The sequence below is a fragment of the Nocardioides sp. QY071 genome, assembly GCF_029961765.1.
Lineage (GTDB): Bacteria > Actinomycetota > Actinomycetes > Propionibacteriales > Nocardioidaceae > Nocardioides.
In genome coordinates, this window is the sequence record NZ_CP124681.1 from 854318 (window position 1) to 878085 (window position 23768).

At 71.1% G+C, this 23768-nt stretch carries 17 protein-coding genes and 2 pseudogenes; 16 read left to right on the forward strand and 3 right to left on the reverse strand.

Annotation, left to right across the window (positions count from 1 at the left end; translation table 11 throughout):
• Positions 1 to 19 precede the first annotated feature (19 nt).
• Together QI633_RS04035 and trpC are read left to right on the forward strand one after the other, a co-directional pair.
• Positions 20 to 991 carry a LysR substrate-binding domain-containing protein gene (locus QI633_RS04035; RefSeq protein WP_282428190.1) on the forward strand — a complete coding sequence of 324 codons (972 nt, stop codon included), beginning with the start codon at positions 20 to 22 and terminating at the stop codon, positions 989 to 991.
• 111 nt (positions 992 to 1102) lie between these two features.
• Positions 1103 to 1897, forward strand: coding sequence for an indole-3-glycerol phosphate synthase TrpC (trpC, locus tag QI633_RS04040; protein ID WP_282428191.1), 795 nt, complete (start codon positions 1103 to 1105; stop codon positions 1895 to 1897).
• A 24-nt stretch (positions 1898 to 1921) separates the two neighbouring features.
• Here the strand turns inward: trpC and QI633_RS04045 are convergent, their stop codons facing one another.
• Entirely contained in the window at positions 1922 to 2065 is a 144-nt protein-coding gene (locus QI633_RS04045) for a hypothetical protein (RefSeq protein WP_282428192.1), read from the reverse strand.
• Positions 2066 to 2120: 55 nt separating this feature from the next.
• Positions 2121 to 2282 (reverse strand): annotated as a pseudogene (locus tag QI633_RS04050) (IclR family transcriptional regulator C-terminal domain-containing protein); the annotation flags it as partial.
• On the opposite strand from QI633_RS04050, the gene QI633_RS04055 reads away from it, so the two are divergent.
• The 4 genes and pseudogenes from QI633_RS04055 to QI633_RS04075 all read left to right on the forward strand — a co-directional run bounded on the left by QI633_RS04055 (position 2238) and on the right by QI633_RS04075 (position 6312).
• Complete coding sequence (locus QI633_RS04055; protein WP_282428193.1) at positions 2238 to 2813, forward strand: fumarylacetoacetate hydrolase family protein; 576 nt, start codon at positions 2238 to 2240, stop codon at positions 2811 to 2813. The pseudogene QI633_RS04050 and the gene QI633_RS04055 sit on opposite strands and share 45 nt — an antisense overlap.
• A gap of 62 nt (positions 2814 to 2875) precedes the next feature.
• Positions 2876 to 3443 (forward strand): annotated as a pseudogene (locus QI633_RS27590) (acetaldehyde dehydrogenase (acetylating)); the annotation flags it as partial.
• 670 nt (positions 3444 to 4113) lie between these two features.
• Entirely contained in the window at positions 4114 to 4848 is a 735-nt protein-coding gene (locus QI633_RS04070) for a hypothetical protein (protein ID WP_282428194.1), read from the forward strand.
• 84 nt (positions 4849 to 4932) lie between these two features.
• Entirely contained in the window at positions 4933 to 6312 is a 1380-nt protein-coding gene (locus QI633_RS04075) for a hypothetical protein (protein ID WP_282428195.1), read from the forward strand.
• A 292-nt stretch (positions 6313 to 6604) separates the two neighbouring features.
• Here QI633_RS04075 and QI633_RS04080 read toward each other — a convergent pair whose 3' ends face one another.
• On the reverse strand, positions 6605 to 7621 hold the full coding sequence (locus QI633_RS04080; RefSeq protein ID WP_282428196.1) for a LacI family DNA-binding transcriptional regulator: 1017 nt from the start codon (positions 7619 to 7621) through the stop codon (positions 6605 to 6607).
• 178 nt (positions 7622 to 7799) lie between these two features.
• On the opposite strand from QI633_RS04080, the gene QI633_RS04085 reads away from it, so the two are divergent.
• The 10 genes from QI633_RS04085 to QI633_RS04130 all read left to right on the forward strand — a co-directional run bounded on the left by QI633_RS04085 (position 7800) and on the right by QI633_RS04130 (position 23743).
• Positions 7800 to 9332, forward strand: a complete 1533-nt coding sequence (locus QI633_RS04085; protein WP_282428197.1) for a sugar ABC transporter ATP-binding protein — start codon at positions 7800 to 7802, stop codon at positions 9330 to 9332.
• On the forward strand, positions 9329 to 10360 hold the full coding sequence (locus tag QI633_RS04090) for an ABC transporter permease (protein ID WP_141800319.1): 1032 nt from the start codon (positions 9329 to 9331) through the stop codon (positions 10358 to 10360). The genes QI633_RS04085 and QI633_RS04090 overlap by 4 nt, the downstream gene beginning before the upstream one ends.
• The gene (locus tag QI633_RS04095) at positions 10357 to 11457 is read left to right on the forward strand and encodes an ABC transporter permease (protein WP_282428198.1); all 1101 of its coding nucleotides are present in this window, start codon (positions 10357 to 10359) and stop codon (positions 11455 to 11457) included. The genes QI633_RS04090 and QI633_RS04095 overlap by 4 nt, the downstream gene beginning before the upstream one ends.
• Positions 11454 to 12479 carry a rhamnose ABC transporter substrate-binding protein gene (rhaS, locus tag QI633_RS04100; protein ID WP_282428199.1) on the forward strand — a complete coding sequence of 342 codons (1026 nt, stop codon included), beginning with the start codon at positions 11454 to 11456 and terminating at the stop codon, positions 12477 to 12479. Before QI633_RS04095 ends, rhaS begins: the two co-directional genes overlap by 4 nt.
• A 34-nt stretch (positions 12480 to 12513) precedes the next feature.
• The gene (locus tag QI633_RS04105) at positions 12514 to 12870 is read left to right on the forward strand and encodes an L-rhamnose mutarotase (protein WP_282428200.1); all 357 of its coding nucleotides are present in this window, start codon (positions 12514 to 12516) and stop codon (positions 12868 to 12870) included.
• Positions 12867 to 14045, forward strand: coding sequence for an L-rhamnose isomerase (gene rhaI, locus QI633_RS04110; RefSeq protein ID WP_141800315.1), 1179 nt, complete (start codon positions 12867 to 12869; stop codon positions 14043 to 14045). The genes QI633_RS04105 and rhaI overlap by 4 nt, the downstream gene beginning before the upstream one ends.
• 61 nt (positions 14046 to 14106) lie before the next feature.
• On the forward strand, positions 14107 to 16140 hold the full coding sequence (locus tag QI633_RS04115) for a bifunctional aldolase/short-chain dehydrogenase (RefSeq protein ID WP_282428201.1): 2034 nt from the start codon (positions 14107 to 14109) through the stop codon (positions 16138 to 16140).
• A gap of 17 nt (positions 16141 to 16157) precedes the next feature.
• Complete coding sequence (locus QI633_RS04120; protein WP_282428202.1) at positions 16158 to 17648, forward strand: rhamnulokinase family protein; 1491 nt, start codon at positions 16158 to 16160, stop codon at positions 17646 to 17648.
• 10 nt (positions 17649 to 17658) lie between these two features.
• The gene (locus tag QI633_RS04125) at positions 17659 to 17880 is read left to right on the forward strand and encodes a LuxR C-terminal-related transcriptional regulator (protein WP_282428203.1); all 222 of its coding nucleotides are present in this window, start codon (positions 17659 to 17661) and stop codon (positions 17878 to 17880) included.
• Positions 17881 to 17992: 112 nt separating this feature from the next.
• On the forward strand, positions 17993 to 23743 hold the full coding sequence (locus QI633_RS04130) for a family 78 glycoside hydrolase catalytic domain (protein ID WP_282428204.1): 5751 nt from the start codon (positions 17993 to 17995) through the stop codon (positions 23741 to 23743).
• Positions 23744 to 23768: the final 25 nt, after the last annotated feature.

The window sequence follows — 23768 nt, forward strand, 5'->3', positions numbered from 1 at the left end:
ACCCTGGGAGAGGTCGGTGATGGAGAACCACCAGCTGTTCGGGGGTCGGTTGAAGCTGCGTCACCTCGTGCTCCTGGTGACCATCGCCGACGAGGGCTCCTTCGTGAAGGCTGCCGAGGCCCTCTATGTTTCGCAGCCGGCAGTCACGCGCAGTGTGCGGGAGGTCGAGGAGCTGATCGGCGTCGACCTGTTCGTGCGGGGACCCCGTGGCGTCGTCCCCACGCCCGCGGGCGAGATCCTGATCGAGCGAGCGAGGTCGGCCCTGGGCAGCCTGCGGCGTGCGTCGGAGCAGATCGAGGAGGTGCGGCACGGAGGACCGCGGCCGCTGCGGGTGGGGACCAACCTCGCCGGAGCGTATGCCCTCCTGCCGCAGGCCGTCGTGACGCTGAAGCAGGCCCATCCGGAGATCTCGATCTCCGTCGTGGAGGGCACGGCCGAGGTCCTGGCCACCAGCCTGCAACGCAGCGAGCTCGACCTGCTGGTGGGCCGGCTCGACCCCGGAACCTACCGCGGGGCCCTCCATCACATCCGGCTGTACGACGAAGCGGTGCGTGCCGTCGTACGTCGCGGCCACCCCGTCCTCTCGACGACCCCCCACCTGGCGGACCTGCTGCCCTACCCGTGGATCCTGCCGTTGCAGCCGAGCACGCTGCGCGCCGAGCTCGACGAGATGTTCGCGGCCGCGGGGCTCGCCTCCCCCCGTGACATCACCGAGTGCTCCACACTCCTCACCTCGCGCGAGATCGTCCTGCAGACCGACGCGATCGCGCCGCTGCCGATGCTGATCGGGGTGCGTGACGACCTACTGGACATGCTCCCGCTGCATCTCGACACCGTGCCGCGGGCGATCGGCATCACCCTTCCGGCCGACCGCTCGGTGAGTCGCGAGGCGCGGCTGCTGGTCGACGCGCTCACCGAGACCGCGCGCCTACTCGCCGCAGAGCTGCGCAATGCGACCGGGGCGACACGCCGGACCGGCCCCTGGGTGTAGACCGCGCGCGCCCGTCGGTCCAGTCAGTGGACCTCGCTGCTGGTTGCGGGTATGGGGTGGCCCTAGCGTTGTCGGCCTGGCGCAGCGGCGCCAAGGTACGGAGGATGCACAGTGGGTCGAACGGTTCTCGACGAGATCGTGGCAGGGGTCATCGAGGACCTCGCGGTACGGAGGGCGACGGCGTCCGAGGCCGACCTGCGCGCGGCACTCGCGGACGCGCCCGCGCGGCGTGACGCGATGCCGCACCTGCGTGGTGCGAGCTCGAGTGTGATCGCAGAGGTGAAGCGGAGCAGCCCCAGCAAGGGTGAGCTGGCGCGCATCGCCGACCCCGCTGCCCTGGCCCGCGAGTACGCCGCGGGAGGCGCTGCCGCGATCAGCGTGCTGACCGAGCGCCGACGTTTCGGGGGCAGCCTGGAAGACCTGCAGGCGGTCCGGGCGGCGGTCGACATCCCCATCCTGCGCAAGGACTTCATCGTCACCGAGTACCAGTTGTTGGAGGCCCGTGCCTCGGGTGCCGACCTGGTCCTGCTGATGGCGTCCTGCCTCCCGGACGACTGTCTGGACCGCTTGCACGACGCTGCGCGCGAGCTCGGGCTCACGGTGCTGCTCGAGGTGCACGACGAGGCCGAGACCGAGCGTGCCGTCCGGCTGGGTGCCGAGCTGATCGGTGTCAACGCTCGGAACCTGAAGACACTCGAGGTCGATCCCGGCGTCCTCGGACGGGTCGCGCCGCTGGTTCCCGCGGACCGGGTGCTCGTTGCCGAGTCGAGCGTGCGCGGCCCCGAGGACGTCCAGCGATTCGTGAACGAGGGCGCCCGCGCGGTGCTGGTTGGTGAGGCCCTGGTCGTGGACGACGCACCGCGTCAGGCGGTGGCCGCGATGACGGGTTTGCGCCGGATCGTGTGACCACGATCGACCCCCGCAGGTCGCTCAGTGGGTGCGGCGGCTGAGGGTGCTCGCGAGAGCTGTGGCGGCGGCGCGGATCGCCGTCTCGTGCTGCTCGGGCCGGAACCGGCCGACCGGGCCGGCCACGCTGATGGCCGCGATCGCCGCGCGACCGTCCGGGGCCAGCAACCGGGATGCCGACGCAGAGCAGTCCGGCGGTCGACTCCTCGCGCTCGTAGGCGATGCCGGTCTCGAGGGGGCGTTCCGGCTGCTGCTCGAGCAGACCCGGTGCGACCAGGGCGTGTGGCGTGCGCCGGGGGCGCGGCGCACCTAGCACCGCTGCTCGCACGTCCGGTTCGGAGTGTGCCAGCAGGACCTTGCCGATGGCGGTGCAGTGCATCGGCATGCGGCCGCCGGTGCGGGAAGGGCTGCGCGCCTGGCGGTGCCCGCCGATCTTCGCGATGTAGACGACCTCGGTCCCCTCGCGCACGCCGAGGTGGACCGTCTCGTGGGTGCGTTCCTAGAGGTCCTGGAGGAAGGGCATCGCCACCTCGAGCAGGGTCCGGTCCGCGCAGCTGTGGCCTGGGCCGCTCCGGCGTTGGAGATCGTGGACAGCGGGGTCGCCGGCCGGGACATCTCGTTCGCTGACGCCGTGGCCGACAACGCATCCAGCGGGCTCTACGTGATCGGTGCACCGCAGGTCGACCTTGCCACCATCGACCCGGTCGCCGTGGAGATGGCGATGACACTCAATGGCGTCGAGGTCTCCGTCGGTCGGGGATCCGCTTTGCTGGGTGACCCTCTCGTCGCCCTGGCTTGGCTCGCGCGCACCGCCCGCGACTCTGGTGAACCGCTTCGTGAAGGACAGGTGGTCCTTTCTGGTGCCCTCGGCCCGATGGTCGCGGTCACCTTCGGCGACAAGGAGTTGACCCCGTGAGCGCCGCGACTGGAAGGTCGAAGGTCGCGATCATCGGCTCGGGCAACATCGGGACCGACCTGATGATCAAGGTCATGACGACGGCGCAGCACGTCGAAATGGGAGCCATGGTCCGCATCGACCCCCGCCTCCGACGGCCTGGCCCGCGCGCGCGACCTCGGCATCGCGACCACCCACGACGGCGTGGAGGGACTCATCGCGCTGCCCGGGTTCGAGGAGATCGACATCGTGTTCGACGCGACCTCGGCCAAGGCGCAGTCCACAACGCGGGCCTGCTGGGACGGTTGGTTAAGCGGTTGATCGACCTGACGCCGGCCGCGATCGGTCCGTACATGATTCGGGCGGTCAACGTCGAGGACCACCTCGACGCCCCCAACGTCAACACGGTGACCTGCGGCGGACAGGCGACGATTCCCGTCGTCGCCGCCATCGCGCAGGTGGCGCCGGTGGAGTACGCCGAGATCGTCGCGTCCATCTCCTCGAAGTCCGCCGGCCCCCGGCACGAGGGCGAACATCGGCGAGTTCACCGAGACCACCTCGGCGGCGATCACCGAGGTCGGCGGGGCCAGGCGAGGGAAGGCGGTGATCATCCTCAACCCGGCCGAGTCGCCGTTGATGGTGTGGGACACCGGACTCACACGGGTTCAGCCCCCGGCACGACCTTGCCCAAGGCGGCCCGGTCGGATCGTTGGCGTCGGCCAGGACGATTGCAGTTCGCGAAGGGTCGACTACCTACCGCTGCCCCCGCGAGTGCGGCTGAAGCTCTGGACTCTCCATTTATTCTCCAAATATTCGACGATCGACCTCGACATTCTCCGAGACGGCGACGTACGGTCGAGACGACAAGAACAGGCGACGGTGGCCGTTTCCCCTGCTTCTATGGGGGTGTTCGTCGAAAGAACCCGAGATTCTGACAGGAACTCGGAGCCTTCCGGCGAGGCTCAGGCGCGACGAGAAGGTCAGGGGTTCGAATCCCCTCACCTCCACCAGGCAGACAGGGTTCCGGAGCCTCACTCGAGGCACCGGAACCCTGCTTCATTCCCTCCTCCTACCCCGCTGGCAGGCGCGCACGTGGGCGACAGGTCGACATCCGGCGAGCGGGTTCGGGGAGGATGTCCGCATGGGGTCTGCGCCTGAAGAGTTCGCCGACCTCTTCGCCCGTGGACTGAGTGAGCGTCGTCGGACCCTCACCTGGCTGTCGGACCGCCTTCGGGAGAGGGGGGTCCGGGTCGGGGTCTCGACCCTGAGCTCGTGGCGTGCCGGGACCCGCCGGCCGGAGCGCCAGGCTTCCCTCGACGCCTTGCCCGAGATCGAGGATCTGCTGGGCCTCGGGCCTGGGGTCCTGCGCGGAGCTCTCGGCCCGTCCCGCCGGCCGGGGCGGGTCCACGGCGTCGTCGATCTGCACCACCTCCTCGATTCCGACGTCGCCGCGGGGGTCGGCGAGGCCCTCGCGGCGCTCGGGCTGAGCGAGGCGTTCGAGGGCGTCACCGAGGAGACGATGGCCGTCACGGTCGATCTCGACGAGGTGGGCCGTCAGCTCTTCTGGACGTTCCGGTTCCGGCTGCGGGCGACCCGTGACGACGTGGGCGCCTACCCATTCTGGGTCGTCGTTCCCGACCAGCAGCACCCGACCACCGTGTCCACGGTCGCCGGCGCCGCCGTGGGGCGGCGACGTCACGTGCCCGATCTCGGGATGACGCTGCATGAGCTGATCCTCGACGTGCCGTTGCGCATCGGCGACACCGCCGTCGTCGAGGTGCAGGTCGATCGACGACCGGTCGCCCCGGACGACGACGACCTGGAGTTCACGCTGTGGGCGCCTCGTCCCACACGCGAGGTCGAGATGTGGGTTCGGTTCGCGGCCGTCGTGCCTCCCGTCTGCGAGCTGCGTCTGGAGCCGCTCGTCGGCGACGTCGACACCAGGTACGTCGACACGCGCGGCAGCCGGTCCGTCCACCTGGCGGCACGGCGGTTCGGGCCGGGCGCGATGACGATCCGCTGGTCTCAGACGAGATCCACGCTTCAAGACGACTAGCCCGTGGAGCTCCCCTCCGTAGCGTGGGCGCGCCCGCGTCGCGATGCGGCGCCATTCGTGACCCCCTCTCGGAAGGAACCGCCCATGGGCATCCGTACCCCCGCGCGCACGGTCGCCATACGCTGGTGGGCCACCCTGGCCGTCACGACGGTGGTCCTGTCGTCGGCGGGCCTCGCCCCCGCCGGGGCGCGCGCGAACGACGGGGCGGCTGCCGTGCCGGCGAGTGGCCCGACGATCGCCACCTACCCGGTGCCGACCGCCGACGCGCGTCTCGACTCGCTCGTCCGGGGACCGGACGGCAACCTGTGGTTCGCGGAGAGCAAGGGGTGGAAGCTGGGACGGATCACCGCCTCCGGCTCGATCACCGAGTTCGGAGTCGTGCCCGACGGGGGCTCGACCGGCCCGACCGAGCTGGTCTCCGGCGACGACGGCTATCTCTACTTCCTCACCGACACCTCGACGCGGCTGCGGCGGGCGACGACTGGCGGCGTCGTCGAGCCGATGGCGGGCTACAACAACGCCCAGGGCGGGTACCTCACCGCCGGTCGTGGACGAGGGGTGTGGTCGAGCAAGCTCGGTCCGAGCGACGCCGTGCTGAGGGTCTGGGTCGACCCGAGCACCAATGCGACGACCGGGTGGCAGCTGCCGACGTCGTACGGCACGCCGACGCCCATGGCGGTCGCGGCCGATGGAGCCCTGTGGTACGGCGATGCTCGCGACCACCTGCGACGAGTCGACGACATCCATCCCGACCTCGGCGGCACGGAGCGGAGCTATCCGGCGCAGTGGGTGAACCCGAACTACGACACGACCTCGCTGGCGTTCGGAGCCGATGGGGCGCTCTGGGCCACCGGATACTCGCCGGGCCAGGTCTTCACGACGGCGGAGGGTGGTGCGATCGGCCGCTTCGACGGCACCCGGCTCGTCTCCTGGATGCTGCCCCCGCTCGCCGCCGGCACCGAGCCCGTGCCGCTTTCGCTGGTCCTCGGGCCCGACGGCGCGCTGTGGTGGGCCGAACGCGAGGGCGTCGGCCGGATCGCGCCCGACGGGACCATGTCGCGCGCCCGGATCGCGCCCTGGGCCCCGCGGGAGATCGCGTTCGGCCCCGATGGGCGGCTGTGGTTCATCGACACCGGCGCCAACCGCGTCGGCGCGATCACCATCGACGAGCACCTGTTCCCGCCGCGGCAGGTGCCGCGGACCGTGAAGCTCCGCAAGGCCGCGGGCGGCTGGGCGAAGGGGCGGGTCGTCGCCGAGGCAGGATGCCGGGCCGGCAAGGTGGTCGCCTATGCGAAGGCCCGCAAGGGCAAGCCGCGTCGGATCGGTGCGGGCAAGGCCAACGCCCGGGGCAAGTTCGCGGTGCGGCTGCGCAAGCGGACCGCGGGCAAGGTCTTCGTCAAGGTCAAGGCGTCGTCGCCGTCGGCAGGGTTGCGGTGTCTGGCGGCGCGGTCACGGGCGCGGTAGCAGCTCTCACGCGGACCTGTCGTCGTGTCGTCAGGACGAGGGCGACCCGGGCGAGTGTGATGAGGGACCGGCGACCACGTCGGTCGTCCAGTGATAGTCGCGGTAGAGCCGTGCGCTGCCGACCGCGACGGCGGTCGTCGAGGCTGTCGACACCGCCAGGCCCGGGGCTGCTCTGGTTCTTCGCCGGCACGCTCGACTACCACCCGCCCGTCCATCCCTGACCGTCTGCGGTCGCCGCGTTCCGGGTCATCGGCGCCGATCGGACGAGCCTGGCTCGTCCGATCCGCGCCGGTCAGCCCCCGGTCGAGCGTCGTACGACGAGCTCCGGCTCGAGCACGATGTCGCGCACCTGCACGCCTGGGTCCTCGATCGCAGCGAGCAGCAGGTCGGTGGCCACGGCGCCCATCTCGGCGCGCGGCTGGCGGATCGAGCTGAGCGGGATGGCGGCGGAGGCGGCGAAGTCGATGTCGTCGTAGCCGAGGATGGCGACATCGTCGGGGACCCGGAACCCCGCGAGGGTCAGGGCCTGCAGGACGCCGAGGGCGATCAGGTCGTTGGCGGCGAAGATCGCGTCGGGGCGGTGGGCGCCGGACATGAGCCGCTCGGCGCCCTCGCGCCCGGCCGCGGCGTCCATGGCTGCGGTCTCGACGAAGTCGAGCCGGGCGCCGTCGACCGCGTCGACGGCCTCCTGGGCGCCGCGGAGGCGGTGCTTGACCTGGCTCAGCCCGCGCGGGCCGCCGATGAGGGCGAGGTGCCGGCGGCCGGAGTCGAGCAGGTGGCCGGCGGCGAGGCGGCCGCCGCGGAGGTCGTCGACGGCGACCGAGGAGAACTCGCGGCTGCCAGTACGACGGTCGACCACGACCACGGCAGTACCGCGCTCGCGCAGCCGGCGCAGCCGGGGGAGCACCTTGCCGACGGGGGTGATCAACAGCCCACTGACGCGCTGCTCCTCGAAGAGGTCGAGGTAGGTCGACTCACGCTGGGCGTCCTGCCCGGAGCTGCCGAGGATGAGCGGTCGGCCGTGGGCGCCGAGGCGCAGCTCGACGCCGCGGGCGACGTCGGTGAAGAACGGGTTGCGGACGTCGAGCACGACCATGCCGACGGCACGGTTGGTGCCGGCACGGAGCTGGCGGGCGGCGTCGTTGCGCACGAAGCCGAGCTCGGCGATGACCTGCTGGACGTGCTCGAGGGTGGCGGGGGAGACCTTCTCGGGCCGGTTGAGCACGTTGGACACGGTCCCCACCGACACGCCGGCGGCCGACGCCACGTCCTTGACGGACACGCTGCGTTGCGCGTCGCTGATGCTCACGGCTCTCCTTCAGGGTTGGGCTCACCCTAGGGCCTCCTCAGGGTGACCGGTCTCATTGTTGATTCGTTTCAAGAAAGTTTCGGGGCACGTCTTGACGCTTGTGAGGGCCGTCACCTAGCGTCGTCTCATTCGCCATTGAAACCTTTCAATCAGGTGAATGTCGAGAGCGAGGAGTGAGATGTCCGACCACGAGGAGCGCACGGGCCCGACGCTCGCGCTGCGGGGTGTCGCCAAGTCGTTCGGCGCGGTGGTCGCCCTGCGCTCCGGGACGCTCGAGGTGGACCCGGGCTCCATCCACGCCCTCGTCGGCGAGAACGGCGCCGGGAAGTCGACCCTGGTCAAGATCGTCGCGGGCGTGCACCGCCGCGACGCCGGCGAGTTCGAGCTGCAGGGGGAGCCGGTCGACTTCGCGTCGACCGCCGAGTCCAAGGCCGCGGGCGTCGCCGTGATCTACCAGGAGCCGACCCTGTTCCCCGACCTCTCGGTCGCCGAGAACATCTTCATGGGCCGCCACCCCCTGCGCGGCGGCCGGCGCATCGACCGTCCCCGGATGTACGCCGAGTCGGAGGCGCTCTTCGCCCGCCTCGGGGTGAGCATCGACCCGCGCCGCGTCGCCAACGGCCTCTCCATCGCCGACCAGCAGCTGATCGAGATCGCCAAGGCGATCTCGCTCGACGCGAAGCTGCTCGTGATGGACGAGCCCACCGCGGCGCTCAGCGGCAACGAGGTCGCCCGGCTCTTCGCGGTGGCGCGCAGCCTGCGCGACGAGGGCCGCGCCCTGGTCTTCATCTCGCACCGCTTCGACGAGGTCTTCGACCTGTGCGACACGGTGACCGTGATGCGCGACGGCGCCTACGTCGCCACGTCCCGGACCGCCGAGACCACCGAGGCCGAGATCGTCGCCAAGATGGTGGGACGCGAGGTCGCCGAGCTGTTCCCGAAGACCCCGGCCACGATCGGCGACGTCGTGCTCGAGGTCGAGCGCCTCAGCTCCGCCGGAGAGTTCCACGACGTCTCCTTCCAGGTCCGCGCCGGAGAGATCGTGGGTCTGGCCGGCCTGGTCGGCGCCGGCCGTAGCGAGATCGCCCGCGCCGTCTTCGGTGTCGACGGGTACGACGCCGGCCGGGTGACCCTCGCCGGCCGCCCGGTTCCCCAGCGCAACCCCCGTCGCGCCATCCGCGCCGGCATGGCGTTCGTCCCCGAGGACCGCCGGCAGCAGGGACTGGTCATCGACGGATCGGTCGCCAGGAACATCGCCTCGGTGATCCGCGGCGGCCTCGCCCGGGCCGGCCTGCTGACCGCCCGCGCCGAGAACCGTGCGACCGCCCCGTGGGCCGCGCGCCTCGAGGTGAAGACGAGCGCGCTCGACATGCGCGCCGCCACCATGAGCGGCGGCAACCAGCAGAAGGTCGTCATCGCCAAGTGGCTGGCGACCGATCCGCGGCTGCTGATCATCGACGAGCCCACCCGTGGCATCGATGTCGGCACCAAGGCCGAGGTGCACCGGCTCCTGTCCGACCTGGCCGGCCAGGGTCTCGCGATCCTGATGATCTCCTCCGAGCTCCCCGAGGTGCTGGGCATGGCCGACCGTGTGCTGGTCGTCTGCGAGGGCCGGATCACCGCCGACATCCCGCGCGACGAGGCCACTCCGGAGAACGTGATGGCCGCCGCCACCCGCTCCACGACCGCGACGAAGGAGCCGGCCGCATGAGCACCTCGACCCTCGCCCCCTCGCGCGAGAGCGCCGTCACCCGGGCGACCCGCACCGTGCTCCGTTCGCGGGAGCTCGCCATCGTCATCGTGCTGGCGCTACTGCTCGTGGTGGCCACGACCCGGCGCAGCTCGTTCGTGCTGAGCGCCGACGGCTGGCGCGACACGCTCCTGGCGCCGTCGATCCTGCTGCTGCTCGCGGTCGGCCAGATGGTCGTCGTGGTCACGCGCAACGTCGACCTGTCCGTGGGCTCGACGCTCGGCATCACGGCCTACGTCACCGGCAAGATCTTCGTGGCCAACCCGGACACCTCGGTGGTCGTGGTCTTCCTGGCCGGGCTCGCCGTCGGCGCCGTGATCGGCGCCCTCAACGGCCTGCTGGTCACGCTGTTCAAGGTGCCGGCCCTGGTCATCACGCTCGGCACCATGTACGTCCTGCGCGGCGCGCTGACCCACGAGGTCGGCAGCGACCGGATGAACGCCCAGGACTATCCGGCCCACTTCGAGAAGCTGGGCACCCAGCAGGTGCTGACCATCCCGGTGCTGACGATCATCGCGGTCGTCGTCGTCGCGGCCGTCGGCTACTACCTGCACACCGCCCGCGGTGGCCGCGAGCTCTACGCGATCGGCTCCGACCCCGACGCCGCCGACCTCTACGGCCTGCCCACCGCGCGACGGGTGTTCGGCGCCTTCGTCCTGTGCGGTGCCCTCGCCGGCCTGGCCGGCGTCTTCTCCGCCGCCCGCTACGCCACCGCCTTCTCCGGCACCGGCTCCGGCATCGAGCTGCAGGCCGTTGCGGCGGTCGTGATCGGCGGCGTCGCGATCTTCGGCGGCAGCGGCACGGTCTGGGGCGCCGCCATCGGCGCCTTCCTCCTCGTCACCATCAACCGCGCACTCCCGATCCTGGGCATCAGCGAGTTCTGGCAGGGCGCCGTCGTCGGCGCGCTGATCATCGGCTCGATCGTCCTCGACCGCGTGCTCAGCATCCGCCGGACCCAGCAGCTCGTGGAAGCGAGGGACCACGCATGACCACCCTGACTCCCGACGCGCCGCAGGCGGAGCGGGCGACCCGCACCTATCCGGCGTACTCGCGCGGCCTGCTCGCCCGGCTGCTGCTCAACCGCGAGGCCGCGGTCATCGTGGCCCTGGTCGTGGTGTTCCTCTACGCGCTCGGCAACGTGCAGTACTTCGACGGTCCGCTCACCGTCTACAACCTGCTCAAGGAGTACGCGCCCATCTTGCTGATGGCGCTGCCGATGACGCTGATCATCATCACCGGCGAGATCGACCTCTCCGTGGCGAGCACCCTCGGCGCGAGCGCCGCGGTCACCGGCGTCCTGGTCGTCGAGCACGATCTCTCGGTGCCCGTCGCCGCGCTGGTCGCGATCGGCGTCGGTGCCCTCCTCGGCGCGCTCAACGGCTTCTTCGTCGCGTACGTCGGCCTGCCGTCGCTCGCGGTCACCATCGGCAGCCTGGCGCTCTACCGTGGCCTGGCCGAGGGGCTGATCCAGGACAAGCGCGTCTCCGGCTTCCCCGGCGAGCTGCGCAGCTGGCCCACCGACCGCATCGGCGACACCCAGTACCCCAACATCGTCCTCGTCATCGTCGTGCTGGCCGTGCTGTTCGGGCTCCTGCTCCACTTCACCAGCTTCGGACGCAGCGTCTTCGAGGTCGGCCTGAGCGACGAGGCAGCCCGCTTCTCCGGGGTCGACGTCGCGCGCACCAAGCTGATCCTGTTCACGCTCAGCGGCGCGGTCGCCGCGCTCGCCGGGGTCTACGTCGCCCTGAAGTCCAACTCGGTCGCGACCGACACCGGCTCCGGCTTCGAGCTCAAGGTGATCGCGGGCGTACTGCTCGGCGGCGTCTCCATCTTCGGCGGCCGCGGGGCCCTGCACGGCGTGATCGCCGGCGTGCTCCTCATCGCCGTCCTCAACTCGGCGCTCCAGCTCGACGGCCAGGGCTCCGAGGTCATCCAGATCATCATCGGCCTGCTGCTCGTGGGCTCGGTGATCGCCTCCAACTTCCTGCCGCGGATCCGGGCTCTGCTCCCGCGGCGGGCGGTGACTCCCGAGGTCACCACGAAGACGCCGGACACCGGCGACCACACCCGAAAGGTAGCTCAATGAGGATCCACTCCAAGCGGTTCGCTGCCGGTGCAGCGCTGGCGCTGGTCGCCACCCTGGGCCTGGCCGCATGCGGCAGCGACGACGAGGGCGGCTCGAACGGCGGCGGTGACGCCACCACGGTCACCTTCTTGCCGAAGAACCTCGGAAACCCGTACTTCGAGACCAGCGACGCCGGCGGCGAGAAGGCTGTGAAGGAGTTCGGCGGCAAGTACGCCGAGGTGGGTCCCGACACCGCCGGCCCCGACGCGCAGGTCTCCTACATCGACACCGCCGCCGCCCAGGGCGTGAACGCCCTGATCATCTCGGCCAACGACCCGACCGCGCTGTGCGACTCCCTCAACGCCGCCCGCGACGCCGGGACGAAGGTCGTCACCTTCGACTCCGACACCGACCCCGAGTGCCGCGACCTGTTCATCAACCAGGCCACCGCCGAGGGCATCGCGAAGGTCCAGGTCGACATGATCGCCGAGCAGATCGGTGACAGCGGAGAGATCGCCATCCTGTCGGCGGCGGCGAACGCCACCAACCAGAACGCCTGGATCGACCTCATCAAGTCCGACCTCGAGGCCGACCACCCGAACATCAAGCTCGTCGACACCGTCTACGGCGACGACGACGACCAGACCTCGTTCGACAAGACCGCGGCGCTGCTGGCCGACCACCCGAACCTCAAGGGCATCATCTCGCCGACCACCGTCGGCATCTCGGCCGCGGCCCGCTACCTGTCGACCTCCGACGCCAAGGGCAAGGTCGCGCTCACGGGCCTCGGCACCCCCGACCAGATGCGTGACTACGTCAAGGACGGCACCGTCAAGGAGTTCGCGCTGTGGAACCCGGAGGAGCTCGGCTACCTCTCGGCGTACGCCGGCAAGGCGCTCGCCGACGGCGACATCACCGGCAAGGAGGGCGACACCTTCAAGGCCGGCGACCTCGGCGAGTTCACGATCGGTGAGGACGCCACCGTGCTGCTCGGCGACCCGTTCCGCTTCAACGCCGACAACATCGACCAGTTCCACTTCTGATCCCGCCACCGCAGGAACAGGGAGAGGGTCCACCATGCCCCGCTACTGCTTCAGCCTCCAGGTCCGTCCCGACCGGATGGACGAGTACGTCGAGCGTCACCGTGCCGTCTGGCCCGAGATGCTCGCCGCGCTCGAGGAGACCGGCTGGCGCAACTACTCCTTGTTCCTGCGGGACGACGGGCTGCTGATCGGGTACGTCGAGTCCGACGACCTCGCCGCAGCTCAGGCCGCCATGGCCGCCACCGAGGTCAACGCCCGCTGGCAGGCCGACATGGCACCGTTCTTCACCCAGCTCGAGGGCACGCCCGACGAAGGCAATGTCGCTCTCCACGAGGTCTTCAACCTCGACGACCAGCTCACCACGGCACGCGCAGAAAGCCACCACTCATGACCGACTTCGCCGCCATCGCGGCTCAGCTCGAAGGCCAGGCCATCGAGCTCCCCTCCTGGGCGTTCGGCAACTCCGGCACCCGTTTCAAGGTCTTCGGCAGCGCGGGCACCCCGCGCTCGGTCGAGGAGAAGATCGCCGACGCCGCCACCGTGCACCGCCTCACCGGCCTCGCGCCGAAGGTCGCCCTCCACATCCCGTGGGACAAGGTCGACGACTACACCGCGCTGCGCGCCTACGCCGCGGAGCAGGGCGTCGAGCTCGGCACCATCAACTCCAACACCTTCCAGGACGACGACTACAAGCTCGGCTCCCTCGCCCACGTCGACCCGAAGGTCCGCCAGAAGGCGATCGACCACCACTTCGAGTGCATCGACGTGATGAACGCGACCGGTTCCCGCGACCTGAAGATCTGGCTCGCCGACGGCAGCAACTACCCCGGCCAGGCCGACCTGCGCGGCCGGCAGGACCGTCTCGCCGAGTCGCTCGCCGCGATCTACGACCGGATCGGCGCCGAGCAGCGACTGGTGCTGGAGTACAAGTTCTTCGAGCCGGCGTTCTACCACACCGACGTCCCCGACTGGGGCACGTCGTACGCCCAGGTCAGCGCCCTCGGAGAGCGGGCCGTGGTCTGTCTCGACACCGGCCACCACGCGCCGGGCACCAACATCGAGTTCATCGTGATGCAGCTGCTGCGTCTCGGAAAGCTGGGCTCCTTCGACTTCAACTCGCGCTTCTACGCCGACGACGACCTGATCGTCGGAGCGGCCGACCCGTTCCAGCTGTTCCGGATCATCTTCGAGGTGATCCGCGGCGGCGGCTACGGCCCGGCCAACCCCGACGGGCGCAGCGACGTGGCGTTCATGCTCGACCAGTGCCACAACGTCGAGGACAAGATCCCCGGCCAGATCCGCTCGGTGCTCAACGTGCAGGAGATGACCGCCCGCGCGCTGCTCGTCGACCGGGCCGCGCTCGACGCCGCGCAGTCGGCCGGCGACGTGCTCGGCGCCAACGGCGTGCTGATGGACGCCTTCTACACCGACGTCCGCGCCGACCTGGCCGCGTGGCGCGAGGAGCGCGGCCTGCCGGCCGACCCGATGCGCGCGTACGCCGAGTCCGGCTACCAGGCCGAGATCGAGGCCGCCCGCGTCGGCGGCACCCAGCTTTCGTGGAACTGAGGGTTTCGAGGCTCGTCGCTAGCGCTCCTCGCACCTCAACCACCGAGTCAAAGGACAAGGAATGAACCCCGCAGCAGCCGCGTTGATCGCGCGCTCCAACCGCCTCGGCGCCGACCCCAAGAACACCAACTACGCGGGTGGCAACACCTCGGCCAAGGGCACCGAGACCGACCCGGTCACCGGTGAACCCGTGGAGCTGCTCTGGGTCAAGGGATCCGGCGGCGACCTCGGCACCCTCAAGGAGACGGGTCTGGCCGTGCTCCGCCTGGACCGGATGCGCAGCCTGGTCGACGTCTATCCGGGCATCGAGCGCGAGGACGAGATGGTCGCCGCGTTCGACTACTGCCTGCACGGCAAGGGCGGCGCCGCGCCGTCGATCGACACCGCCATGCACGGCCTGGTCGACGCCGCGCACGTCGACCACCTGCACCCCGACTCCGGTATCGCGATCGCGACCGCCGCCGACGGCCCGGACCTGACCACCACGATCTTCGGCGACCGGGTCGTCTGGGTCCCGTGGCGCCGTCCCGGCTTCCAGCTCGGCCTCGACATCGCCGAGATCAAGGAGAAGAACCCGCAGGCGGTCGGCTGCATCCTCGGCGGCCACGGCATCACCGCGTGGGGCGACACCAGCGAGGAGGCCGAGACCAACTCGCTGTGGATCATCGACACCGCGGCTGCCTACATCGCCGAGCACTCGAAGGCCGAGCCGTTCGGCCCTGCCCTCGACGGCTACGCCGCCCTGCCCGACGCCGAGCGCCGGGCCCGGGCCGCAGCCCTGGCACCGACGATCCGCGGCATCGCCAGCGCGGACCGCCCGATGGTCGGCCACTTCACCGGCGCCGACGTGGTCCTCGACTTCCTGGCCGCCGCCGAGCACCCGCGCCTGGCCGCCCTCGGCACCTCGTGCCCCGACCACTTCCTGCGCACCAAGGTCAAGCCGCTGGTGCTCGACCTGCCCCCGACCGCGTCGGTCGAGGACAGCATCGCTCGGCTGCACGAGCTCGCCGCGGCCTACCGCGAGGACTACCAGGGCTACTACGACCGCAACGCCGTCGCCGACTCGCCGGCCATCCGCGGCAAGGACCCGCTGATCGTGCTGGTCCCCGGAGTGGGCATGTTCAGCTTCGGCAAGGACAAGCAGACCGCCCGCGTGGCGGGGGAGTTCTACGTCAACGCGATCAACGTGATGCGCGGCGCCGAGGGCCTGTCGACGTACGCCCCGATCGACGAGGCGGAGAAGTTCCGCATCGAGTACTGGGCGCTCGAGGAGGCCAAGCTCCAGCGGATGCCGAAGCCCAAGCCGCTCGCCACCCGGGTCGCGCTCGTCACCGGCTCCGCCTCCGGGATCGGCAAGGCGACTGCGGCCAAGCTCGCCGCCGAGGGCGCCTGTGTGGTGATTGCCGACCTCAGCCTCGAGAAGGCGCAGGAGACCGCCGCCGAGCTGGGCGGACCCGACGTCGCCGTCGGCGTCCAGGTCGACGTGAGCAGCGAGGCCGCCGTGCGGGCCGCCGTCGACGCGGCCGTGCTGGCCTTCGGCGGGGTCGACCTGGTCGTCAACAACGCCGGCCTGTCCCTCTCCCGCTCGCTGCTCGAGACCACCGAGAAGGACTGGGACCTCCAGCACGACGTGATGGCCAAGGGCTCGTTCCTCGTCGCCAAGGCGACCGCGAAGGTGATGATCGAGCAGCAGATGGGCGGCGACATCGTCTACATCTCCAGCAAGAACTCGATCTTCGCCGGCCCCAACAACGTCGCGTACGGCGCCGCGAAGGCCGACCAGGCCCACCAGGTCCGGCTGCTGGCCGCCGAGCTGGGGGAGCACGGCATCAAGGTCAACGGCGTGAACCCCGACGGAGTCGTCCAGGGCTCCGGCATCTTCGCCAGCGGCTGGGGCGCCAACCGGGCCGCGGTCTACGGCGTCGAGGAGAAGGACCTGGGCAAGTTCTACGCCCAGCGCACCATCCTCAAGCGCGAGGTACTGCCGGAGAACATCGCCAACGCCGTCTTCGTGCTCTGCACCGACGAGCTGTCCCACACCACCGGCCTGCACATCCCGGTCGATGCCGGGGTGGCCGCAGCGTTCCTTCGTTGAAAGACTCGGTGATTGAGGTGCGAGCGCAGCGAGCCTCGAAATCGGTCCGGGTCGCCGCGGTCGACCTCGGCGCGACGTCCGGCCGGGTGATGTCCGGCCGGATCAGTGGCGACCGCGTCGAGATCAACGAGATGCATCGCTTCCCCAACGGAGCGGTGCGGGTGCGCGGCTCGCTGTTCTGGGACGTCCTCGGCATCCACCGCGAGGTGCTCAAGGGCATCGGCGAGGTGGCCCGGACCGGACCGTTGCACGGCATCGGCATCGACTCGTGGGCGATCGACCACGGCCTGCTCGACCGCGACGGCCAGCTGCTCGGCCAGGTCTTCAGCCACCGTGACGCCCGCGTCGACGGGATCGCCGACAAGGTCGTCGCGGAGGTCGGTGCCTCGACGCTCTACGGCATCACCGGCATCCAGCAGCTCCCGTTCAACACGCTCTACCAGCTCGTCGCCGCCCGCGGCACCGCCGCGCTCGAGTCGGCCGAGACCATGCTGCTGCTGCCCGACCTGCTCGGGTACTGGCTGACCGGCGCGCTCGGCGCGGAGCGCACCAACGCCTCGACCACGCAGCTGTACGACGTCCGCTCGGGAACCTGGGCGGTCGAGCTGTGCCGGGAGCTCGGGCTGCCGTGGGGCATCCTCCCGCCCCTGCGCGACCCGGGCTCCCTGCTGGGGCCGCTGCTGCCCGACGTCGCCGCCGAGCTGGGAGTCGCCCCCGACGTGCCCGTGGTCGCCGTCGGATCGCACGACACCGCATCCGCCGTGGTGGGCGTTCCCGCCCAGGTGAAGGACTTCGCCTACATCTCCTCGGGCACCTGGTCGCTCGTCGGCCTCGAGCTCGACCGTCCGGTGCTGACCGACGAGGCACGCCGAGCCGACTTCACCAACGAGGTCGGCGTCGACGGGACCATCCGCCTCCTCAAGAACGTGATGGGCCTGTGGGTCCTCTCGGAGTCGCTGCGCTCCTGGTCCGAGCGGCGCTACCGCGACGTCGACCTGCGCTCGCTGATCGCGGCCGCCGCGGAGTTCGAGCCGTTGCGCACGGTCGTCGACATCAACGACCCGCGGCTGCTGTTCCCGAGCACCGCCGCCGACCCGATGCCCGAGCGGATCGCCGCGCTGGCCGCAGAGGCCGGCGAGGTCGTCCCGCACTCGCCGGTCGCCATCACCCGCACCATCGTCGACAGCCTCGCCGTCGCCTACCGGCGCCACGTTCGCACGGCCGCAGCCATCGCGGGCACCTCGCCCGAGGTCGTCCACGTCGTGGGTGGCGGGTCCCAGAACGAGGTGCTGTGCCAGCTCACCGCCGACGCGTGCGGCCTGCCGGTCCTGGCCGGACCGGTGGAGGCGGCAGCGCTCGGCAACGTCCTGGTCCAAGGCCGGGCGCTCGGCGCCGACCTGCCGGACCTGCCGGCGATGCGCGACCTCGTCCGGCGCTCGTACGACGTGCGGCGGTTCGAGCCCCGCACCGGACTCGACTGGGCGGCGGCCGAGCGCCGAGTCGGGTGATGTGGTCGCGGTGCGGCGGGCAGTCTGCGCGGACGAGGAATGGGCGCCCACGCGCCTCGACCTCGAGATCCTGAGCCTGCTCGCCCAGGGGCAGACCAGCGACGCCATCGGCCGCAGGATGGGCATGTCCGACCGGACCGTGCGCCGGCGGATCCGGACGATCGCGGACGACCTCGGCGTCGACTCGTCGATCGAGGCAGTCGTGCTGGCCGTGCGGCTCGGCCTGATCTGAACGTCTCCCGCCAGGCCGGAATCGGTCCGTCCGGATCAGGACAGGCATCTTGTGGCGACGGTCACATCCCTTCTAGGTTGCGGATTGCAACGTTTCAACCAGGAGGACCCCCATGACCCACCGCCGCCGGCTCCTGACCTCCACGGTCGCGGCAGCCACTCTCGCCCTCGGCATGCTGACGGGGGCACCCTTCGCCTGGACCGCGCCCGCCGTGGCAGCGCCGGCCGCCGTCGACGAGGGCCTCGCCGTCACCGGCCTGCAGACCAACGGGCGCACCAAGCCCCTGGGCATCGGTGCCGACGACGTGGTGTTCGGCTGGCGCTCCACCTCCGCGGCCCGCGGCGCGGTCCAGAGCGCCTACGAGCTCGAGGTCTTGCTCGCCGACGGAGGTGCGACGGTCTGGTCCTCCGGCAAGGTCGACTCCGACGACCAGCTCGACATCGCGTACGGCGGCCCGGCGCTCGCCTCGCAGACCCGCTACAGCTGGCGGGTGCGGGTGTGGGACGGCGCGGACCAGGCCGGCGCGTGGAGTGACCCGACCTGGTTCGAGACCGGCCTGCTGGACGCGGGCGACTGGGGCGAGGCCGAGTGGGTCGGCGCGCCCGCCGACGTCGAGGCCGCCAAGTGGACCGACTACACGGCCGACTTCGACTTCACCCTCGACAACCTGGTCTTCGCCGCGATGATCCGCAGCGCGAACACCAACAACGGCTACATGTGGCAGGTCAAGGCCGTGGGCAACCAGTCCCTGTTCCGGCCGCACACCAAGATCAACGGCAGCTACGCCTCGCTCGGCGACGTCGACATCAGCTCGATCATCACCGCCGACGAGCTGCGCACCGGCGAGCACCGGATGAGCGTGACCGTCGACGGCGACACGATCACCACCTCGATCGACGGCAAGCAGATCGACTCCCGCACCCGGACGAACTTCGCCCAGGGCTTCGTCGGCTTCCGGACCTCGGTCGCGACCGAGGGCACCGAGGCGTTCACCGTCCACGCCGTGCACGTGCAGGCCAAGAACGGCGCCGTGCTGCTCGACACCGACTTCACCGACGGCAACCCGTTCAACGGCGGCACCTTGGTGGGCGACGGCCTGGAGGTCAAGGGCAACCAGGAGTTCCTCTGGCACTCGCCCGACGACAACCTGCCGCTGCTGCGCACCGACTTCGCGACCGAGAGCGGCAAGACCGTGGAGCGCGCCCGGATCTACGCCACCGCCCGCGGCATCTACGAGCTGACGCTCAACGGCGAGCCGGTCGGAGACCAGCACCTGGCTCCAGGGTGGACCGACTACAACACCCGCTTCCAGCACCAGACCTACGACGTCACCGACCAGGTCCGCGAGGGCGACAACGGGCTGGGCGCGACCATGGGCAACGGCTGGTGGGGCGGCAAGGTCGGCATGTGGGGTCCCGGCGTCTACGGCAACCGGCTCTCGCTGCTGGCCCGGCTCCGCATCGACTACACCGACGGCACCAGCCAGTGGGTCGATTCGGGAGACGACTGGACCACCCACGCCGGCCCGTACCTCGCCGCGGACAACATCGACGGCGAGACCTTCGACGCCCGCCTGGCCCAGCCCGGCTGGGACCAGCCCGGCTACGACGACAGCGGTTGGACGCCCGCCGTGGCCCGCGAGTCCGCGACGGAGCTCGTCGTACCCCAGCCCGACGAGCCCGTCCGCACGACCCAGGAGCTCGACGTCGTCGAGCGCACCGAGCCGACGCCGGGGACCTTCGTCTACGACCTCGGCCAGAACATGGTCGGCGTGGCCCGGATGGTGCTGACCGGCCAGCCCGGGTCCACCGTCAAGGTCCGCTACGGCGAGATGCTCAACCCCGACGGCACGCTCTACACCGCCAACCTGCGCGCAGCGAAGGTGACCGACCACTACACCTTCGGCACCGGGGGCACGGTGACCTACGAGCCGGCGCTGACCCAGCACGGCTTCCGCTACGTCGAGATCACCGGCGCCGGCACGCCGCCCGCCGCGAGCGACGTCACCGGCGTCGTCTGGGGGTCCGACCTGCCGGCCACCGGCGACCTCGAGACGTCCAGCCCGATGCTCAACCAGCTCCTGAGCAACATCTCGTGGGGCCAGCGCGGCAACTTCGTCTCGATCCCGACCGACACCCCGGCCCGCGACGAGCGGCTCGGCTGGACCGGTGACATCAACGTCTTCGCGCCGACGGCGAGCTACCTGCGCGACACCCGGGCGTTCCTGTCCAAGTGGATGACCGACCTGAGCGACGCGGCGTACGCCGACGGCAACCTGCCCGGCATCGCCCCGGTGCCGCCGGGCATCGACCTCGGCACGGGACTCGGCTGGTCCGACGCCGGCATCACCGTGCCGTACGCCGTCTTCAAGGCGCAGGGCGACACCGCGATCGTGCGCCAGAGCTACGCGCTGATGACCAAGTACCTCGACCTGGTCGAGGCCGGGGCGGGCGCCGACCTGATCGACACCGCGCGCGGCAACTGGAACGACTGGCTCAACCTCGACGACCCGACCCCGGTGGGCGTGCTCGGCACGGCCTACTACGCCGAGGACGCGCGGATGCTCGCGGAGATGGCCGCGGCCATCGGCGAGGACGCCGACGCCGCGCGGTTCGCCCAGCTCTCGGCCGACGTCCGGGCCGCGTTCGGCGCGGAGTTCGTCGCCGCCGACGGCACGATCACCGGCAACAGCCAGACCGGCTACGCGATGGCGCTGGGCATGGACCTGGTGCCCGACGAGCTGCGCGACGCGGTGGCCGCGAAGTTCGTGGCCAAGCTCGCCGCGAGCGACAACCACCTGACCACGGGCTTCCTCGGCACGCCGTGGCTGCTTCCCGCGCTGACCTCGATCGACCGCGACGACCTCGCCTACGAGCTGCTCCTGCACGAGGACTATCCCTCGTGGGGCTACGAGGTCGCGATGGGCGCCACGACCATGTGGGAGCGGTGGAACTCCATCAACCCGGACGGCTCGTTCGGCGACGTCGGCATGAACTCCTTCAACCACTACGCCTACGGCGCGGTCGGCGACTGGATGTACCAGAACATCGGCGGGATCAGCCCGCTCGAGCCGGGCTACCGCAGGTTCCGGGTGGCCCCGGCGGTGGACGGCGCGCTGAGCGATGCCCGGGGTGAGTACGACTCCGTCTACGGCACCATCGCGACCGACTGGAAGCGACAGGGTGAGGACCTCACCCTGGCGGTCGACGTACCTGTCAACACAACGGCCGAGGTCGTGCTGCCAGCGGCCAACACCTGGGCCGTCACCGAGGGTGGCGACCTCCTCCCCGACGTGGCCGGGGTGCAGGACGTCACCAGTGCCGACGGCGAGGTCGTCGTGACCGTCGGGTCGGGCAGCTACGACTTCACCGTGACCGCGGCCGACGCGCCCCTCGGGGCGATCCTCGACCTGATCGAGGCGGCCCGCGAGCACGTCGGCGACACGGTGTCTGCCGGCGACCTGGCCGACGGCGACGGGACGCACCTGACCGACGGTCTCGACGAGGCCCGGGACGACGTGCTCGCGGCCCGCACCGCCGAGGGCGACGCCGTCGCCGAGCACCTGGTGGGCGCGCTGGACACGATCCGTGGCCTGCGCACCTGGCTCGGGCTGAGCGACGTGGACGGACCCGTCCGCGGAGACGTCGACCGTCGTCTCGCCGCCGTCGAGCAGGCGCTGGCCCGGGTGGTGATGTCCGCCCACGGCCTGGCCGTGAGCCTTCCGCCGGTCGACGCCCCGGTGGCCGCGGGGAGCGAGGTGTCGGGCTCCGTCGTCGTCGTCAACGACGGTGACGCCCCGGTCTCCGACCTGACCGCGACCGTCGAGGTCGATGGCTGGGCGCCCGCGAGCATCGCGCCGGCCGACCTGGCACCCGGCGCGAGCGCCGAGCTCCCGGTGACCGTGCGCGTGCCCGCGAACGCGGCGGCCGGAGGCCATGACGCCACGGTGGAGGTCTCCTTCACCCTGGACGGCCACGACTACACGGTCGGCGACGCCACTGCGGACTGGGTCCGCGTGGACTCCGGTCTCGGCATCGGCGACATCACGGTGGAGCCGGCCGGCGAGGACCCGGTCGAGCGGCTCGTCCTGGACGTGCCGGTGCACAACGCCGGCGACCGCGACACCCGGGTCTCCGCCGCGGTGCGCGGCCTGGCCGCCGGCTGGCGGTCGGTGCCCTCCGCCGAGACCCTGGTCCCGGCCGGGGAGACGGCCACCGCGAAGGTGCCGGTGACGGTGCCGCTCGACCTGGTCGGCGGGAAGGTCGACCTCACGGTCGATGTCCGGCAGGCCGGCCGGACGACGGTGTCCGAGGCGACGAGCGTGACCGTCGACCTGCCGCACCCGCCCACCGCACAGGCCGTCGACCACGTCGACTTCGGCAACGCGGCCTCGGAGACCGAGCACGCGCTGCAGGCGGCCCCGAACAGCGGCACCAACAGCGAGGCCGGCTACACGCGACGCTATGCGCACTCGTCGTACCCCGGCTCCTGGTACTCCGTGGAGGTCGACGTCCCCGCCGGGGAGCCGTTCCTCATCCGCAACATCGAGACGTACGACGGCGCACGGACCAAGAAGTACAACGTGTACGTCGACGGGACGCTGGTGAGGACCCAGCTGGTGCCGCGCACGGAGAGCGGTCTGGGGATCAAGGTCTATGACCTTCTCGTCGACGACCCGGCGGTGCTGCCCGCCGACGGGACGGCGCGGATCAAGTACGAGTACCCGCTCGACGCGTCGGGCTACTTCGACCCGTCGATCGCCGACATGTGGGTGCTGCCGCTGGGCGACGACACCCGGGTGCCGGACGTCGCGGCCACGGTCGCCACCGGCGTGCCGGGAACGGGCGGCTGGTACGCCTCCCCGGTCACCGTCGAGGTGGCGGCCGCCGACGGTCGCGACCCCGTGCCGGCCGTCGAGGTCGGCCAGGACGCGGGCTGGCAGGCCTATGCCGGAGCGGTCGGGATCGCCGAGGAGGGCGAGCACACCGTCTCCTACCGCGCCACCGACGCTGCGGGCAACCGGTCGCCGGTCGGCGAGTTGAAGGTCGGCATCGACCTGACGCCGCCCGCCACCGTCCTGACGATGGAGCGGGGCAGCGGCGTGGACGGGTCCGACCGGGCCCGGCTCGCGCTCGCCGCGGAGGACGCGCTGAGCGGCGTGGCCACCACTCGCTACCGGATCGACGGGGGAGCATGGCAGCGCGCCGACGACAGCCCGGTCCTGGTCGAGGGGTACGGCGACCACGTGGTCGAGTACACGTCGACCGACCTCGCCGGCAACACCGAGGCGGTGCACCGGACCACGGTGACGCTCGCCGACGTCGACCGGATCGCCGCGGTCGTGGCGCCTCAGGTGACGGGTGTCGCGCAGTACGGCGCGACGCTGACCGCGACCGACGGCTCGTGGAACACCAAGGGGCTGGACCTCGCCCGCCAGTGGCTGCGGGACGGGCAGCCGATCCCGGGCGCGACCGGCTCGACGTATGCCGTCGGGGTGGCGGACCTGGGCGCCCGGCTCGCGGTGCGGGTCACGGCCAGCAAGGCCGGTGGGAGCGGGGTCGCCGACTCCGCCGCCGTCGGTCCGGTCACTGCGGCCGACCTGGCTCTCGGGGTCCCGGTGGTCTCCGGCAAGGCCCGGGTCGGCAAGCGGCTGACGGGGAGCCTGGCGGTGCCGGCCGGCGCCACGGTGGGCTACCAGTGGTTCGCGGGCAAGAAGGCGATCAAGGGCGCGACGGCCCGCTCGCTCCGGTTGGGCGCGAAGCTCACCGGCAAGCGGATCAGTCTGCGCGTCGTCGTGTCCCTGCCAGGTCACCAGACCGCGACGGTGACCAGCGCCAAGACCGCGAAGGTCAAGCGCCGCTGACCTCCCGGCGGGAGTGAGGCCCGGA